General features: G+C 74.4%; 13 protein-coding genes. 3 read left to right on the plus strand and 10 right to left on the minus strand.

The window, feature by feature from the left end:
• Positions 1-43: 43 nt before the first annotated feature.
• The 5 genes from ftsH to H596_RS0102160 all read right to left on the minus strand — a co-directional run bounded on the left by ftsH (position 44) and on the right by H596_RS0102160 (position 6,167).
• Positions 44-1,858: an ATP-dependent zinc metalloprotease FtsH gene (gene ftsH, locus H596_RS0102140; protein ID WP_027283497.1), complete on the minus strand. Its 1,815-nt coding sequence runs from the start codon at positions 1,856-1,858 to the stop codon at positions 44-46.
• Positions 1,855-2,376, minus strand: coding sequence for a phosphate-starvation-inducible PsiE family protein (locus H596_RS19660; protein ID WP_051212246.1), 522 nt, complete (start codon positions 2,374-2,376; stop codon positions 1,855-1,857). The genes ftsH and H596_RS19660 overlap by 4 nt, the downstream gene beginning before the upstream one ends.
• Positions 2,373-3,497 carry a S1C family serine protease gene (locus H596_RS0102150; protein ID WP_027283498.1) on the minus strand — a complete coding sequence of 375 codons (1,125 nt, stop codon included), beginning with the start codon at positions 3,495-3,497 and terminating at the stop codon, positions 2,373-2,375. The genes H596_RS19660 and H596_RS0102150 overlap by 4 nt, the downstream gene beginning before the upstream one ends.
• A 107-nt stretch (positions 3,498-3,604) precedes the next feature.
• Positions 3,605-4,591 carry an iron exporter MbfA gene (gene mbfA / locus H596_RS0102155; RefSeq protein ID WP_084602509.1) on the minus strand — a complete coding sequence of 329 codons (987 nt, stop codon included), beginning with the start codon at positions 4,589-4,591 and terminating at the stop codon, positions 3,605-3,607.
• 49 nt (positions 4,592-4,640) lie between these two features.
• Complete coding sequence (locus H596_RS0102160) at positions 4,641-6,167, minus strand: FAD-binding domain-containing protein (protein ID WP_051212247.1); 1,527 nt, start codon at positions 6,165-6,167, stop codon at positions 4,641-4,643.
• A gap of 51 nt (positions 6,168-6,218) precedes the next feature.
• On the opposite strand from H596_RS0102160, the gene H596_RS0102165 reads away from it, so the two are divergent.
• Together H596_RS0102165 and H596_RS0102170 are read left to right on the plus strand one after the other, a co-directional pair.
• Complete coding sequence (locus tag H596_RS0102165) at positions 6,219-6,992, plus strand: creatininase family protein (RefSeq protein WP_037299560.1); 774 nt, start codon at positions 6,219-6,221, stop codon at positions 6,990-6,992.
• A gap of 103 nt (positions 6,993-7,095) precedes the next feature.
• Entirely contained in the window at positions 7,096-7,749 is a 654-nt protein-coding gene (locus tag H596_RS0102170; protein ID WP_037299562.1) for a class I SAM-dependent methyltransferase, read from the plus strand.
• Between the two features lie 101 nt (positions 7,750-7,850).
• On the opposite strand, the gene hutU is transcribed toward H596_RS0102170, so the two are convergent.
• The 5 genes from hutU to H596_RS0102195 all read right to left on the minus strand — a co-directional run bounded on the left by hutU (position 7,851) and on the right by H596_RS0102195 (position 14,011).
• On the minus strand, positions 7,851-9,521 hold the full coding sequence (hutU, locus tag H596_RS0102175) for a urocanate hydratase (RefSeq protein WP_027283503.1): 1,671 nt from the start codon (positions 9,519-9,521) through the stop codon (positions 7,851-7,853).
• A gap of 8 nt (positions 9,522-9,529) precedes the next feature.
• Positions 9,530-10,765, minus strand: coding sequence for a cation:proton antiporter domain-containing protein (locus tag H596_RS19665; protein WP_051212248.1), 1,236 nt, complete (start codon positions 10,763-10,765; stop codon positions 9,530-9,532).
• The gene (locus H596_RS0102185) at positions 10,755-12,242 is read right to left on the minus strand and encodes a carboxypeptidase M32 (protein ID WP_027283504.1); all 1,488 of its coding nucleotides are present in this window, start codon (positions 12,240-12,242) and stop codon (positions 10,755-10,757) included. The genes H596_RS19665 and H596_RS0102185 overlap by 11 nt, the downstream gene beginning before the upstream one ends.
• The gene (locus H596_RS0102190) at positions 12,239-12,955 is read right to left on the minus strand and encodes an SURF1 family protein (protein WP_027283505.1); all 717 of its coding nucleotides are present in this window, start codon (positions 12,953-12,955) and stop codon (positions 12,239-12,241) included. Before H596_RS0102190 ends, H596_RS0102185 begins: the two co-directional genes overlap by 4 nt.
• Positions 12,956-13,018: 63 nt before the next feature.
• Positions 13,019-14,011 (minus strand): tripartite tricarboxylate transporter substrate binding protein BugD, encoded by a 993-nt coding sequence (locus H596_RS0102195; RefSeq protein WP_027283506.1) that lies wholly within the window; start codon positions 14,009-14,011, stop codon positions 13,019-13,021.
• A 91-nt stretch (positions 14,012-14,102) separates the two neighbouring features.
• Between H596_RS0102195 and H596_RS0102200 the strand changes: the two genes are divergently transcribed.
• Complete coding sequence (locus tag H596_RS0102200; protein ID WP_156909997.1) at positions 14,103-15,272, plus strand: tetratricopeptide repeat protein; 1,170 nt, start codon at positions 14,103-14,105, stop codon at positions 15,270-15,272.
• Position 15,273 lies beyond the last annotated feature (1 nt).

Consider the following 15,273-nt stretch of genomic DNA (forward strand, 5'->3'; position numbering starts at 1 on the left):
AATAGCCGCAACCCCGCCCGGCCGGCAAGCGAGCCTCCCCGCATCACGCCGCCGCGGGCCGCGCCTGGCGCAGCGGCGGGAAATCCTCGGGCGTGATGGTCTCGCGCTCCAGCAGCAGCCGCGCGCCGGCGTCCAGATCGGCCCGGCGCTCGGCCAGCAGCGCCTTGGCGCGCGCATAGGCGGCCTCGATCAGCTCGCGCACCGCGAGGTCCACCTCGCGCGCCGTCGCTTCCGAATGGTCGCGCGGGGTCAGCATGGGCACGCCCTCGCCGAGGAAGCTCTGCCGCTCGGGCTCCAGCACCGCCTGGCCGAGCACGGGGTGCATGCCGAAGCGCGTGACGATCTGCCGCGCGATGTCGGTCACGCGCGCGAGGTCGTCCGCCGCGCCGGTGGAGATTTCGCCGAGCACGAGATCCTCCGCCGCCCGGCCGGCCAGCAGCACCACCATGCGCGCCTCGAGATCGGCGCGGGTGATCAGGAAGCGGTCCTCGGTCGGGCGCGTCATGGTGTAGCCCAGCGCGCCGATGGCGCGCGGGATGATGGAGACCTTGTGCACCGGGTCCGCCCCGGGCAGCGAGGCGGCGGCGAGCGCATGGCCCATCTCGTGCACCGCCACCGCCTTGCGCTCGGCCGGGTTCAGCACGCGGCCCTTGCGCTCGAGCCCGGCGACGATGCGCTCCACCGCCGCCGTCACGTCCTGCATCGCCACGGCGGCGGCGCCGCGCCGCGTGGCCTGGATGGCCGCCTCGTTGACGAGGTTGGCGAGCTCCGCGCCCGTGAAGCCGGGGGTGAGGGCGGCGATCTGCTCCACATCCAGCCCCTCGTGGCGCACCTTCTTGAGGTGCACCCGCAGGATGGCGGCGCGGCCCGCCTTGTCGGGCCGGTCCACCACCACCTGGCGGTCGAAGCGGCCGGCGCGCAGCAGGGCGGGGTCGAGGATTTCGGGCCGGTTGGTCGCGGCCAGCAGCACGATGCCCTCGCGCGGGTCGAAGCCGTCGAGCTCGGTGAGGAGCTGGTTGAGCGTCTGCTCCTTCTCGTCATGCCCGCCGCCCAGCGCGCCCACGCCGCGGCGGCGGCCCAGCGCGTCCAGCTCGTCGATGAAGATGATGCAGGGGGCGGCCTTGCGCGCCTGCTCGAACAGGTCGCGCACGCGGGCGGCGCCCACGCCCACGAACATCTCCACGAACTCGGAGCCGGAGATGGAGAAGAAGGGCACCCCCGCCTCGCCCGCGATGGCGCGCGCCACCAGCGTCTTGCCCGTGCCGGGCGGGCCGACGAGGAGAATCCCCTTGGGGATGCGCGCGCCCAGCCGGCCGTATTTCTCCGGCTCCTTGAGGAAGGCGACGATCTCGCGCAGCTCCTCGCGCGCCTCGTCGATGCCGGCCACGTCCTCGAAGGTCACGCCCGTGTCCTTCTCGACATAGACCTTGGCCTTGGACTTGCCGACGGACATCACCCCGCCGAAGCCCTGGCGCTCCGCGATCTGGCGGAAGAGGAACATCCACACGCCGAAGAACACCAGCGCCGGCACCACCCAGGAGAGCACGGCCGAGAGGAAGGTGTTGCGCACCGTGCCGTCGAAGCGCGCGGAGGAGCGTTCGAGCCGCCGCGTGAGGTCGTCGGGCACGATGGTGGTGACGAACTGGCTGCGGCCCTCGATGGGCTCGCGGTAGCGGCCGGTGATGGCCTCGGGCTGCACCTGCACCTCGGCGATGCGGTCCTGCTCCAGGAGTTCGAGGAAGCGCGAGTAGGGGATGCGCTCCGTCACCGCCGCGCCGTGCCACCAGCTCTGCAGGAAGAGGATCGCGAGCGCCGCCGCGATCCAGTACCAGAGATGGAACTGCTGCTGCCTGTTCATGGCTGCCTGCCTTCCCCGCCCGCGCCGCGCGGCTCCGCCGACGCCTCGGCGGCCTCGGCCTCGCGCCGGTCCTGCTCGCGCACGAGCCAGTAGACGACGCCGAGCGCCAGCATGGCCGCGGCCAGGGCGAAGAGCTTGGCGGCCTCGGTCTGCCCCAGGTCGAGGATGATGAACTTCCGCACCACCGCGAGCATGGCGATCATCACCACCACGCGCACCTGCACGATGCCGAAGCGCCGCTCCACCGCCACCAGCAGGGAGCGCTTGAACTCGAGCGCGATCACCACGGTGAAGATCGCCCCGAACACCGCCTGGAACACCGCGGGCTCCGTGGGGTCGAACACGTCCACCCAGAGCAGCGAGGTGACGATGAGCTTCACGAGGTTCCACAGCGCCGCCACCACCACCGCGGCGATGAGCACGGTGAGCAGCAGCACCACCGCCTGCTCGAACTTCTCGTAGAAGCCGAGGCTGCGCCACAGCGCGAGGCCCTTGAGGGGGGATTTCGCGTCCTTCATCGGCCGGCGTCCAGCGTCACCGCGATCTCGACCCGCGCGCCCTCGCGCAGCAGGAGAAGCTGCGCCGTCTCGCCCGGCGCGCGCTCGTCGAGCGCGGCTAGAAGCTCCGCCACCCGCCGCACCGGGCGGCCGTTGAGCGCGAGGATCGCGTCGCCGACCTGCACGCCGCCCTCGCGCGTCAGCCGGGCGGGGCGCAGCCCGGCGCGCTCCGCCGCGGAGCCGGGCTCCACCTCCAGCACGAAGACGCCCTCCACCCCCAGCCGGGCCGAGAGGGCGGCGTTGATCTGCTCCTCCACCCGCACGCCGAGGGAGGGGCGGATGTAGCGCCCCTGGGCGATGAGGCGGGGAACGACGCGGTTCACCGTGTCCACCGGCACGGCGAAGCCGATCCCGGCCGAGGCGCCCGAGGGGCTGTAGATCGCGGTGTTCACCCCGATCAGCCGCCCCGCCGAATCGAGCAGCGGCCCGCCCGAGTTGCCGGGGTTGATGGCCGCGTCGGTCTGGATCAGGCGCTCGATCACCGCCCCCGTCTCGGTGGGCAGCTCCCGGTTCAGCGCCGAGACGACGCCCGTGGTCAGCGTCCAGTCCAGGCCGAAGGGGTTGCCGATGGCGAAGACCTTCTGGCCCACGCGCAGATCCTGGCTCGTGCCGATCGGCAGGGGCTCGGGCCGGCCCGCGCCCACGCCGATGCGCAGCACCGCGAGGTCATGCGCCGGGCTCGCGCCCACCAGCGCGGCGGGGAAGGCGCGCCCGTCCGCCAGCCGCACCGTGGCGGCGGAGGCGCCGGCGATCACATGCGCGTTCGTCACCACATGGCCCAGATGGTCCCAGACGAAGCCCGAGCCGGTGCCGCGCGGCACCTGCAGCGCGTTGCGCGTCCAGGGATTCACCACCCGCTCGGTGGTGGCGATGAACACGACGGAACCGCGCGCCTGCTCGAAGAGCGCGATGGTGGCCTGCTCGTCGGCGGCGAGATCGCCGCGCGGCGTCACCGCGCGCGGCTCGGCGCGGCCCGCGAGCAGCTCCGCCTGGATCAGGGGGATGCTCTGCCAGGCCGTCATCAGCAGCAGCCCGGCCAGCACCAGCAGCAGGGTGCGGAAGAGGAAAACGCCCTGGCTCACTCGCCTCGCCTCCATGCCCGGCCTCGGCGGGGCGGAGTTTCCCCGCCGCCGCCGCTTCTGGCAACCGCGCCCGACGCCGCCGCCATGGCCTCGTTCCGCCGGCCGCCTCACCCGCTGCCGATGAGGATGCCCGCCGCCAGCACCAGGCTGCCGCCCAGCACCACCTGGAACACGGCGCGGCCCATCGGCGTCTCCATGTAGCGGTTCTGGATCCAGGCGATGGCCCAGAGCTCCACCAGCACGATGGCGAGCGCGATGCCCGTCGCCGTCCAGAAATGCGGGATCAGGTAGGGCAGCGCGTGGCCGAGCCCGCCCAGCGTCGTCATCACGCCCGAGGCGAGGCCGCGCTTCCAGGGCGCGCCGCGGCCGGAGAGCTTGCCGTCGTCGTGCGCCGCCTCGGTGAAGCCCATGGAGATGCCCGCGCCGACCGAGGCGGAGAGGCCCACCAGGAAGGTCGTCCAGGGATCCTGCGTGGCGAAGGCGGTGGCGAAGATGGGCGCCAGCGTGGAGACGGAGCCGTCCATCAGCCCCGCGAGCCCGGGCTGCACCCAGGTCAGCACGAATTGCCGGCGCGCGGCCAGGCTCTCCTCGCTGGCGGCGCCGCTGCGGGCGAGCTCCTCCGCCATGGCCTCGACGCCGCTCTCGTGCCGGGCCTCCTCGGCCGCGAGGTCGCCCAGCAGCTTGCGCGCCTCGGCGTCCGTCGTGCGTTCGGCGGCGGCGCGGTAGAAGGCCTCGGCCTCGCGCTCCATCGCCATGGCCTCGGCGCGGATGCGGTCGAGGCCGAGGTTCTCCACCAGCCAGACGGGGCGGCGGGCGTAGAAATCGGCCACATGCTCGCGCCGGATGGGCAGGATCAGCTCGCCGAAGCGCGCCTGGTAGAGTTCGATCAGCGCGCGGCGGTGGCCGTCCTCCTCCTCCGCCATCGCCTCGAAGATGTCGGCGGTGGCGGGGTAGCTCTCGCGCAGGCGGCGGGCGTAGAGGCGGTAGATCCGCGCATCCTCCTCCTCCGAGGCGATGGCGAGGGCGAGGATTTCCTGCGCCGAGAGGCTGGCGAAGCGGCGGCGGCCGAAGCTGGGCAGGGGCAGCAGGCGCATGGCGTGTCCTTGGCGATGGGATGGCCGGTGCAGAGTGGGGGCTGGCGCGTCAGAGGTCGAGGCGCAACTGCCGCCGGGCGCGGGCGGCGCGGGCCGCCTCGCGGGCGCGGCGGGCCATGGGGTCGTCCTCGTGCAGGCGGCGCTGGCGGCTGCCGTGCCGGGCGAAGACGGCGCGCGCCGCGGCCTCGAAGCCCGGCGCGGCGCGCTGCGCGGCCAGCCGGGCGCGGGCGGCGCGGGCGGCCTCGGCCGCGTCCAGCAGCGGCGGGGGGTAGAGGCCGGGCTCGCCCTTCCAGGGCATGTGGCGCAGCACCGGCGGCAGCGGCGCGAGCTCGGGAATCCAGCGCGCGATGAAGCGGCCCTCGGGGTCGTGGTCGAGGCCCTGCTTGATCGGGTTGTAGAGGCGCGGCGCGTTGATGCCCGTCGCGGCCGACTGCATCTGCACCTGCGGCCAGTGGATGCCCGGCTCGTAATCGGTGAAGCGCCGCGCGAGCACGAGGCCGGAGGCGCGCCAGTCCAGCGCCAGGTGGTGGCTCGCCACCGCCTGCAGCATGGCGCGCATGCGGAAGGTGATCCAGCCCTCGGCGATGAGCGCGCGCATGCAGGCGTCGAGGAAGGGCCAGCCGGTGCGGCCCTCGGCCCAGGCGCGGAGCCGCGCGTCGTCGGGCGCGGTGGGGCGGCGGGCGGCCTCGGCGGCGGGATGGGCGGCGCGGATTTCGAGCGCCGGCTCGCTCTCCAGCTTCTGCATGAAATGCGCGCGCCAATGCAGGCGCGAGAGAAGGGATTGCGCGGCGCCGGGCGGGATGGGCCGCGCCCGCGCCTCCATCGCCTCCAGCGCCGCGAGCCCCTCCCGCACGCGCCGCACCGCCTCGCGCAGCGAGAGGCTGCCGAAGGCGAGGTGCGGCGAGAGGCGCGAGCACACCCGCCCCGCCGTGAGCGGCGAGGACATGCCGCGCCGATACTCCGACCCGCGCCCGGCGAGGAAGGACTCGAGCAGCCCGAGCGCCGCCGCGCGCCCGGCGGGCTGCGGCCTGGCGAGCCCATCCGCGGGATTCCAGGCGCAGGGTTCTTCGGGGATCTCGCCCTCCGGCTCCTCCGTGCAGGGGATGAGGCCGCGCGGCGGGGCGAGCGGCGGCGCGTCCATCTGCGCCGCCACCCGCGCGGCCCAGTGGTCGCGATCGGCCAGGCGGCGGATCACGCCGGGCTGCGGCTGCTCCCGCCAGGGGATGCCATGGGCGCGGCAGAAGCGCCCCACCGCGCGGTCCCGCGCATAGGTCCAGAGATTGCCCGTCTCCTCATGGCTGTGCAGGGCGGCGATGCCGTGGCGCGCGTGCAGGTCGGCCAGCACCTCCACCGCCTCGCCTACCCGTACCACCAGGGGCAGGCCGAGGGCGGCGAGCCGCGCGCGCAGATCGGCCAGCGCGGCGCGGGCGAAGCGCCATTGCCGGGGGCTCGCGTCCTCGCCGCGCCAGAAGGCGGGCTCGATCACGTGCAGGCAGAGCACCCGCCCGCGCGCCGCGCAGAGCGCCGCGTGGTCCTCCACGCGCAGGTCACGCTTGAACCAGACCACCTCGATCATCGCCCCGGGACATGTCAGCCTCGCGGCCTTTCGCAAGGGGAGATTCGCCGCATGGAACTGCGCTGGGAGCGGATGACGGCGCCGGAGCTGAAGGCGCGCTGCGCCGAGGGGGCGCTGCCCATCCTGCCCGTGGGCAGCCTGGAGCAGCACGGGCCGCACCTGCCGGTCTGGACCGACAGTTTCCTGGCCCATGCGCTGGCGCTGGCCGCCGCCGGCCACCCCGAGGCCCCGCCCGCCGTGGTGCTGCCGCCCATGTGGCTCGGCCTTTCGGAGCATCACCTGCCCTTCAACGGCACCATCACGCTCGACTTCCCGGCCTTCCACGGCGTGATCCGCGGCGTGGCGCGCAGCCTGCGCGCGCAGGGCTGGGGGCGGCTGCTCATCCTCAACGGCCATGGCGGCAACATCGAGCCGCTCGCCGTCTCGGTGCGGGAGCTGGCGCATGAGCTCGCCATGCCCATCGTCGCCACCTCCTGGCCCAGCGTCGCGCCGGCCGAGATCGCGGCGGCCCTGACCACCCAGCCCGGCATCCAGCACGCCTGCGAGGGCGAGACCTCGCTCTGGCTCGCGCTCGACGCCGGCCAGGTGCGCGAGGGGCGCATCGCCGAGGCGGCGGGCGGCAACGCGGGCGTGCAGGTTGCGGCCGGCTACAGCCGATTCCACTCCTTCGCCGAGCGCGCCCCGCGCACCGGCGTGCGCGGCGACCCCCGCGCCGCCACGGCCGCGAAGGGCGAGGCGATGATCGCCGCCATCGCCGCGCGGCTGGCCCGGGCGATGCACGACCCCGCCCTCTGGACCACGCCCGACCCGGTCTGGGGGCGCTGACACGGGCCCGTCACATCGGGCTTGCCCCGGGGGGCGGCGGGGAGTAACCCGGGGCGCTGCCTCCGCTCTGCAAGGGGTTCGTCACATTTCCACCCTCGGCCTCATGCCCGGCGACCGCGCCCACCCCCGCGCCGCGCTCGACGCGGATTCCGTGCGCGACGCCTATCGCCGCTGGGCTGGCATCTACGACGTGGTGTTCGGCGGCGTCTCCGCCCCCGGCCGCCGCCGCGCCGTGGCGGCGGTGAACCGCCTGGCGCAGACCGCCGGCCGCCGCGTGCTGGAGGTGGGCGTGGGCACCGGCCTCGCCCTGCCTCATTACCGGCCGGAGCTCGAGGTGGTGGGCATCGACCTCTCGCGCGACATGCTGCTCAAGGCGCAGGAGCGCGTGGCGAAGGAGCGCCTCTCCGCCGTGCACGGGCTGCTGGAGATGGACGCGGAGAACATGGCCTTCGCCGATGGCAGCTTCGACATCGCGGTGGCGATGTTCACCGCCTCGGTGGTGCCGGACGCGAAGAAGCTCTACGCCGAGATGGCGCGCGTGGTGCGGCCGGGCGGGCATCTGCTCTTCGTGAACCATTTCGCGGCGGATCGCGGCTTCCGCTGGTGGCTGGAGCGCAGCACCGCCCCCCTGGCGCGCATCCTGGGCTGGCACCCGGACTTCAAGCTGAGCGACATCTTCGGGCCCGAAACGCGCATCGAGCGGATGGAGCCCTGCCCGCCGCTCGCGCTGTTCACGCTGGTGGAGGTGCGGAGGTAGTTTTCCGCGCCCTCAGGCGCCGGAGGGCCGCCTCCTCTCGGGGCGGGTTTCCGGTTCGGTTGTGAGGGTGCGTGGTGGGAAGGTGCGGGCCTCCGCCCGTATCACTTCAATATCCCCGGCAGATCCAGCCCCTTCTCCCGCGCGCAGGCCAGCGCGATCTCGTAGCCCGCATCGGCGTGGCGCATCACGCCCGTCGCGGGGTCGTTCCACAGCACGCGCGCGAGCCGCCGCGCCGCCTCGGGCGTGCCGTCGGCCACCACCACCATGCCGGCGTGCTGCGAATAGCCCATGCCCACGCCGCCGCCATGGTGCAGGCTCACCCAGGTCGCGCCGCTCGCGGTGTTGAGCAGCGCGTTGAGCAGCGGCCAGTCGGAGACGGCGTCGGAGCCGTCGCGCATCGCCTCCGTCTCGCGGTTCGGGCTCGCCACGCTGCCGGAGTCGAGGTGGTCGCGCCCGATCACGATGGGCCCGATCTCGCCCCGCGCCACCATTTCGTTGAAGGCGAGGCCGATGCGGTCGCGATCCCCCAGCCCCACCCAGCAGATGCGCGCGGGCAGGCCCTGGAAGGCGATGCGCCGCTGCGCCATGTCCAGCCAACGGTGCAGGTGCGCATCGTGCGGCATCAGCTCGCGCACCTTCGCATCGGTCTTCGCGATGTCCTCGGGGTCGCCGGAGAGTGCGGCCCAGCGGAAGGGCCCGATGCCGCGGCAGAAGAGCGGGCGGATATAGGCCGGCACGAAGCCCGGGAAGTCGAAGGCGTGCGCGAGCCCTTCGTCCTTCGCCATCTGGCGGATGTTGTTGCCGTAGTCGAGCACGGCCGCGCCCATCTTCTGGAAGTCGAGCATGGCCTGCACATGCGCCACCATGCTGCGCTTCGCGGCGGCGGCGACGGCGGCGGGGTCGCTCTCGCGCTTCGCCTCCCACTCCGCGAGCGTCCAGCCCGCGGGCAGATAGCCGTTCGCCGGGTCATGGGCGCTGGTCTGGTCGGTCACGATGTCGGGCACCACGCCGCGGCGCACGAGTTCGGGGAAGATCTCGGCGGCGTTGCCGAGCAGGCCGACGCTGATGGCCCGCTTCTCGGCGCAGGCCGCGCGGATCATGGCGAGCGCGGTGTCGAGGTCGTCGGCGCGGTGGTCGAGGTAGCGCGTCTCCAGCCGCTTCTCGATGCGCGAGGGCTGGCACTCCACCGCGAGCACGCAGGCGCCGGCGAAGACGCCCGCCAGCGGCTGCGCGCCGCCCATGCCGCCGAGCCCCGCCGTGAGGATCCAGCGCCCCGAGAGATCGCCGCCGAAATGCTGCCGCCCGGCCTCGGCGAAGGTCTCGTAGGTGCCCTGCACGATGCCCTGGCTGCCGATGTAGATCCAGGAGCCCGCCGTCATCTGGCCGTACATCATCAGCCCCGCGCGATCGAGCGCGTTGAAGTGCTCCCAGCTCGCCCATTGCGGCACCAGGTTGGAGTTGGCGATCAGCACGCGCGGCGCGTCGGGGTGGGTGCGGAACACGCCCACCGGCTTGCCCGACTGCACGCAGAGGGTCTGGTCCTCCTCGAGGCGCTTGAGCGTGGCGACGATGCGCTCGTAGCTGTCCCAGTCGCGCGCGGCGCGGCCGATGCCGCCATAGACCACCAGCTCGCCCGGGCGTTCGGCCACCTCGTCGTCGAGGTTGTTCATCAGCATCCGCATCGCCGCCTCGGTGGTCCAGGCGCGGCAGGTGATCTCGCGCCCGCGGGGGGCGCGGATGGCGGGGGCGTTGCGGAAGCGCGTGGCGGACATGCAGGCTCCTATTCGGCGATGGCGGGATTGGGCGCGGCGAGTTTCCGCGCCAGCGCGTCGGCGAGGCGGAAGGTGAAGGGGTTGAGCGCGATGGTGATGATGGCGGCGGCGAGGATGAGGTCGCGCCCCGCCTCGGGCAGCACGCCCTCGGCGACGGCGAGCCCGGCGAGGATGAAGCTGAACTCCCCCACCTGCGCCAGCGAGGCGGCGATGATGAGCGACTGCCGCCGGTCCAGCCCGCGCAGCCGCGCGATGAGATAGGCCGCGCCCGTCTTGCCGATCAGCACGACGAAGACGGTGGCGGCGAGCGCCAGCGGCTCGCGCCAGAGGATGGTGGGGTCGAACAGCATCCCCACCGCCACGAAGAACAGCACCGCGAAGGCGTCGCGCAGCGGCAGGGTCTGCTCGGCCGCCTTGAGGCTGAGCGTGGACTGCCCCAGCACCAGCCCCGCCAGGAAGGCGCCCAGCGCGAAGGAGACGCCGAACAGCACATAGGCGAGGTAGGCGATGCCCAGCGCCGAGACGAGCGCGGCGAGCGAGAACAGCTCGCGCGAGCGCAGCCGCCCCACCCAGGAGAGCGCCCAGGGCAGGAAGCGCGCCCCCGCGACCAGCATCAGCGCCACGAAGGCCGCCACCTTGGCGAAGGTGAGCAGCACGGTCAGCGCCACGCCCTGCGCCCCGCCCAGCCCCGCCAGCAGGCCGACCGGCGCGCGCTCCTGCGTCACCGCGGCGAGGATGGGCACGAGGACGAGGGCGAGCACCATCGCCATGTCCTCCACCACCAGCCAGCCCACGGCGATGTGGCCGTGCACGGAGGCGAGCTCGCCGCGCTCGGTCAGCGCGCGCAGCAGCACCACCGTGGAGGCGACCGAGAGCGAGAAGCCGAAGACGAGGCCCGCCGCGTCGCTCCAGCCCAGCAGCTTCGCCAGCCCCCAGCCCAGCAGCGTGGCGCAGGACATCTGCAGGATGGCGCCCGGCAGCGCCACGCCCCGCGCATCGGCCAGCTCGCGCGGCGAGAAGTGCAGTCCCACGCCGAACATCAGCAGGATCACGCCGATCTCGGCGAGCTGCCCGGCGGCGGCCATGTCGCCCACGAAACCGGGCGTATGGGGGCCGATCGCCATGCCGGCGAAGAGGTAGCCCACGATGGTGGGCAGCCGGATGGCGCGCGCCAGCAGGCCCAGCAGCAGCGCGAAGGTCAGCCCCAGCGCGATGGTGGCGATCAGCGCCGTCTCATGCGGCATGGAGGTAGCGCCCCGCCAGATGCTCCATGAAGTCCGCGGGGTCGAGCGGCTTGCCCGTCGCCGCCTGCAGCAGCGCCTGGAAGCCGAGCCGCGCGCCCTGCCCGTGCACGCGCGCGCGCAGGAAGCCGAGCAGCGGCGCGAAATCGCCCTCCGCCAGCGCCGCGTCGAGCCCCGGCTCGGCCGCGCGCGCCGCCTTCATGAGCTGCGCCGCCGCCATGGCCCCCAGCGTGTAGGAGGGGAAATAGCCGAACAGCCCGTCATGCCAGTGGATGTCCTGCAGGCAGCCGCGCGCGTCGTCGGGCGGGCGGATGCCGAGCAGCGCCTCGAGCCCCTCGGCCCAGGCGCCGGGCAGTTCGGCCACCTCGAGCCCGCCCGCGATCATCGCGCGCTCCAGCCGGAAGCGCAGGATGACATGGGCGGGATAGGTCATCTCGTCCGCGTCCACGCGGATGAAGCCGCGCTCCACCCGCCGCCACAGCCGCGCGAGGTTGGCGGGCGCATAGGGCGCGGCCTCGCCGCCGAAATGGGCGTGCAGCAGCGGGCCGAGGAAGGCGAGGAAGGCGTCGCTGCGGCAGGCCTGCATCTCGATGATGAGGCTCTGCGATTCGTGCACCGCCATGCCGGCGTTGCCGCCCACCGGCTGGCGGGCGAAGGCGGCGGGCAGGCCGCGCTCGTAGAGGGCGTGGCCCGTCTCGTGCAGCACGCCGAGCAGCGCCTTCGCGACATTCGCCTCGTCGTAGAAGGTGGTGATGCGCACATCGGCCGGCGTGCCGCCGCAGAAGGGGTGCAGGCTTTCGTCGAGGCGCGAATGATCTTCCTCCAGCCCGAGCCGCAGCGAGAGGGCGCGGCAGAGCGCGCGCTGCGCCGCCACCGGGAAGGGGCCGGGCAGGGGGAGCGGCGCGGGCTTGCGCGCCTCGGCTTCCTCCGCGCGCGGCAGGGCCTCGCGCAGCCAGGCCTCATAGGCGGCGAAGACGGGCTCCACCTCGGCGGCCGTCACGCCGGGCTGGTAGCCCTCCATCAGCGCGTCATAGGGCGAGAGGCCGGTGGCGGCGGCGAGGGCCTGGGCCGTCTCGCGCTGGAGCTTCACCACCTCGGCCAGGGCGGGGCGCACCCGCGCGAAGTCGGAGGCCGCCTTCGCCTCGCGCCAGAGCTTCTCGCAGGCCGAATTGGCGCGCGCCGTCGCCTCCACCAGCGCGGTGGGCAGGGCGGTGGCGCGCCGATGCGCGCGGCGGATCAGCGCGAGATTCGCGGCCTGCCAGGGATCCTCCGCCGCGGCTTCGGCGAGGTCGTTCGCCACCTCGGGCGCGGTCATCAGCTCGTGCGCCAGCCCGGCGAGGGTGGCGAGCTGCTCGCCGCGCGCCGCCGCGCCGCCGCGGGGCATCATGGTCGCCGCGTCCCAGTGCAGCACGGCCTCGGCCTCGCCCAGGGCGGCGATGCGCGCGGCGCGCTCGGCGAGGCGGCGATAGGCGGCGTTCATGCGTCCCTCCAGCGGCGGCGCGCCCAGAGCGCGAAGACGGCGATCCAGGCCAGCGCCAGCCCGTACCATGTCAGCGCATAGCCGAGATGCGGGTTGCGCGGCTGCGGAAAACCGCGCTGCGGATCGGGCAGCGGGCCGCGCGCGGGGGCGGGGGCCTGGCCGAAGCCGCCCTCGGCGCGCGGGGGGCCGGGCTGCACCACCACGAGCGCATAGGCCGGCGCCTCGGGCGCGCCCAGCCACGCGGCGATGGCGCGCGGGTCGAAGGTGAGGAAGCGGGCGCGCGCCAAGTCATCGGCCGGGGCGAGGAGGCCGCGCCGCTCCGCCGGGCGCGCGTAGCCGGAGACGGTGACCTGCCCCTCCGGCCGCTCGATGGCGCCGCCCTCGAAGGGGGCCCAGCCGCGCTCGACCAGCAGGGGCGGCGCGCCCTCGCGCTCCAGCACCGCGATCAGCGCGCCGCCGAGGGTGCTGCCGCGCACCTCGAGGCCGAGGAAGGCCTCCGCGCCCGGGCGGAAGCGGCCGGTGGCGGTGATGTGCGCGAAGGGGGCGGGCGCGGGGCCCGCCGGCACGGGCGGCGCGGCCTGGGCGGCGGCGAGCTCGGCCAGCAGGGCCGTTTTCCAGTGCAGGCGCTGCACCTGCCAGGTGCCGAGCCCGAGCAGCAGCGCCAGCACGGGCAGGGCGAGGAAGCTTGGAAGGATCAGCCGGCGCCAGCGCATCCCGGGCTGGCTAGCAGAAGCGGCGCGAGGCGGGGAGGCCGCCCCGCGCCGGAACGCGCAAGATCAGTCCGCGAACTGGCCGGCCGCCTGGATGATCGGCCGCCAGCGCGCCACATCCGCCTCCCAGAAGCGGCGGTGCGCGGCGGGGGTGGCCTTGTCCTGCTCCACCGGCGCGGTGCCGAGATCGGCGAAGCGGCGCACCAGCGCCGGGTCGCGCAGCGCGACCTGCAGGGCGCGCGAGAGGCGGTTCACGATCTCGGCCGGGGTGCCGCGCGGGGCGTAGAGCCCGTGCCACACGCTCACCTCGAAATTGGGCAGGCCAGCCTCGCGCGCCGTCGGCAGGTCGGGCAGGGCGGCGACGCGGCTGTTCGTCGTCACCGCGAAGGCGCGGATGGTGCCGGCGCGGATCTGCTCGGTGGTGTTGGTGGTCTGGTCGCACATGAGGTCCACCGTGCCGGCGACCAGGTCGTTCATGGCGGGGCCGGTGCCGCGATAGGGGACGGTGGTCAGGCGCACGTTCAGCGCCGACTGGAACAGCAGCCCGCAGAGGTGCGAGGCCGCGCCGATGCCGGCGTTGGCGAGGTTGATGCGCTCCCCCTCGCGACGGACCAGCGCGATCAGCTCCTGCAGGTTGTTCGCCTGGATCCCGCGCTTGGCCACGATGGTCATCGGCACCTCGGTGATGAGGCCGATGGTCTCGAAGCCGTTGATCGGATCATAGGCGAGGCGGCGGTAGAGCGTGGGGATGGTGCTCATGCCGATGTGGTGCACGAGCAGCGTGTAGCCGTCCGGCCGGGCCTGGGCGGTGCGCTGCGCGCCGAGCGTGCCGCCCGCGCCGCCCACGTTCTCGACCACCACGGTCGCGCCGAGGTCGCGCCCCATGGCGTCGGCGACGAGGCGCGCCACCGTGTCCGTCGGGCCGCCGGCCGCGAAGGGGACGATGATGGTGATGGTGCGCGAGGGATAGGCCTGCGCGGAGGCGAGGCCCGGGGCGGCGAAGGGGGCGGCGAGGCCGGCGGCAAGGGCCGGCAGGGCGCGCCGGGTGGGGCGGAACATGGGCTGTCTCCTCCGGATGACGATGCTGTTATGGCTTCTTGGTCATTTACATCGGGTTTGCAAGGCCGATGCGCGCGCATAGCTTCCTGTCATGACCATCACGGCCGAAGAGCTGCTGCGCCGCGGCGTGGCGCGCCACCGCGAGGGGCGGATCGCCGAGGCGGAGAGCCTCTACCGCCGCGCCCTGCGCCTTGCTCCCCGCCACCCGGATGCGGAGAACCTGCTCGGCGTCATCGCGCTGCAGAAGGGCGAGGTGGCGGCGGCGCTCGACCATTCCGCCCGCGCCCTGGCCGCCGCGCCGGAGCAGCCCCTCTACCTCGCCAACCGCGGCGCGGCGCTGGCCGCGGCCGGGCGGCTGGCCGAGGCGGTGGAGGCGCTGCGCGCCGCCCTCGCGCAGAACCCGCAGGACGTGACGAGCCTGCGCAACCTCGGCCAGGCGCTGACGGCGGGCGGCCAGGCCGAGGCCGCGCTGGCCCCGCTGCGCGCCGCCGCCGGGCTCGCGCCCGAGGCGCCGGAGGTCTGGCTCGCCCTCGCCCATGCCGCGCGCGAGGCCGGGGCGGTGAAGGAGGCGCGCGCCGCCGCCGAGCGCGTGAAGGGCCCGCTGGCCGAACAGGCGCGCTTCCTGCTCGCCGGGCTCGGGGCCGCGCCGCTGCCCGCCCGCGCCCCGGCCGCCTATGTGCGCGAGCTGTTCGACGCCTTCGCCCCCCGCTTCGATGCGGAGCTTTCGGGCGCGCTGGCCTACCGCACGCCCGCGCTGCTGGCGGGGATGCTCGCGCCCGGGCGGCGGGCGAAGGTGCTGGATCTCGGCTGCGGCACGGGGCTCTCGGGCGAGGCGCTGCGCCCCTTCGCGGCGCGGCTCGAGGGGCTCGACCTCTCGCCGCGCATGCTGGAGGCGGCGCGCGCCCGCGGTGTTTATGACGCGCTGCACGAGGCGGATCTGCTCGATTTCCTGCCGCGCCGCCGCGCCGGCTACGAGCTGATCGCCGCGGCCGATGTGCTGAACTACCTGGGCGACCTCGCGCCCGCCTTCGCCGCGCTGCGCGCCGCGCTTCGCCCGGGCGGCGAGGCCCTGTTCAGCCTGGAGGCGGGCGAGGCCGAGGTGGCGCTGGGCGAGGGGCTGCGCTTCCGCCACAACCCCGACCACGCGGCCCGGCTGGCCGAGGCGGCGGGCTTCTCGGTCGCGCGGCGCGAGGCGGCGGCGCTGCGCCGCGAGAAGGGCGCGGAAGTGCCGGGGGTGCTGTTCCTGCTGCGGGGGGTGTAGA

It is taken from the genome of Rubritepida flocculans DSM 14296, assembly GCF_000425365.1.
Lineage (GTDB): Bacteria > Pseudomonadota > Alphaproteobacteria > Acetobacterales > Acetobacteraceae > Roseococcus > Roseococcus flocculans.

Coding starts and splice junctions, on each gene's coding strand:
- H596_RS0102165 (WP_037299560.1), top strand. CDS start 6,219: ATGGAACTGCGCTGGGAGCGGATGACGGCGCCGGAGCTGAAGGCGCGC.
- H596_RS19660 (WP_051212246.1), bottom strand. CDS start 2,376: ATGAAGGACGCGAAATCCCCCCTCAAGGGCCTCGCGCTGTGGCGCAGC.
- H596_RS0102185 (WP_027283504.1), bottom strand. CDS start 12,242: ATGAACGCCGCCTATCGCCGCCTCGCCGAGCGCGCCGCGCGCATCGCC.
- hutU (WP_027283503.1), bottom strand. CDS start 9,521: ATGTCCGCCACGCGCTTCCGCAACGCCCCCGCCATCCGCGCCCCCCGC.
- H596_RS0102170 (WP_037299562.1), top strand. CDS start 7,096: ATGCCCGGCGACCGCGCCCACCCCCGCGCCGCGCTCGACGCGGATTCC.
- H596_RS19665 (WP_051212248.1), bottom strand. CDS start 10,765: ATGCCGCATGAGACGGCGCTGATCGCCACCATCGCGCTGGGGCTGACC.
- ftsH (WP_027283497.1), bottom strand. CDS start 1,858: ATGAACAGGCAGCAGCAGTTCCATCTCTGGTACTGGATCGCGGCGGCG.
- H596_RS0102160 (WP_051212247.1), bottom strand. CDS start 6,167: ATGATCGAGGTGGTCTGGTTCAAGCGTGACCTGCGCGTGGAGGACCAC.
- H596_RS0102200 (WP_156909997.1), top strand. CDS start 14,103: ATGACCATCACGGCCGAAGAGCTGCTGCGCCGCGGCGTGGCGCGCCAC.
- H596_RS0102190 (WP_027283505.1), bottom strand. CDS start 12,955: ATGCGCTGGCGCCGGCTGATCCTTCCAAGCTTCCTCGCCCTGCCCGTG.
- mbfA (WP_084602509.1), bottom strand. CDS start 4,591: ATGCGCCTGCTGCCCCTGCCCAGCTTCGGCCGCCGCCGCTTCGCCAGC.
- H596_RS0102195 (WP_027283506.1), bottom strand. CDS start 14,011: ATGTTCCGCCCCACCCGGCGCGCCCTGCCGGCCCTTGCCGCCGGCCTC.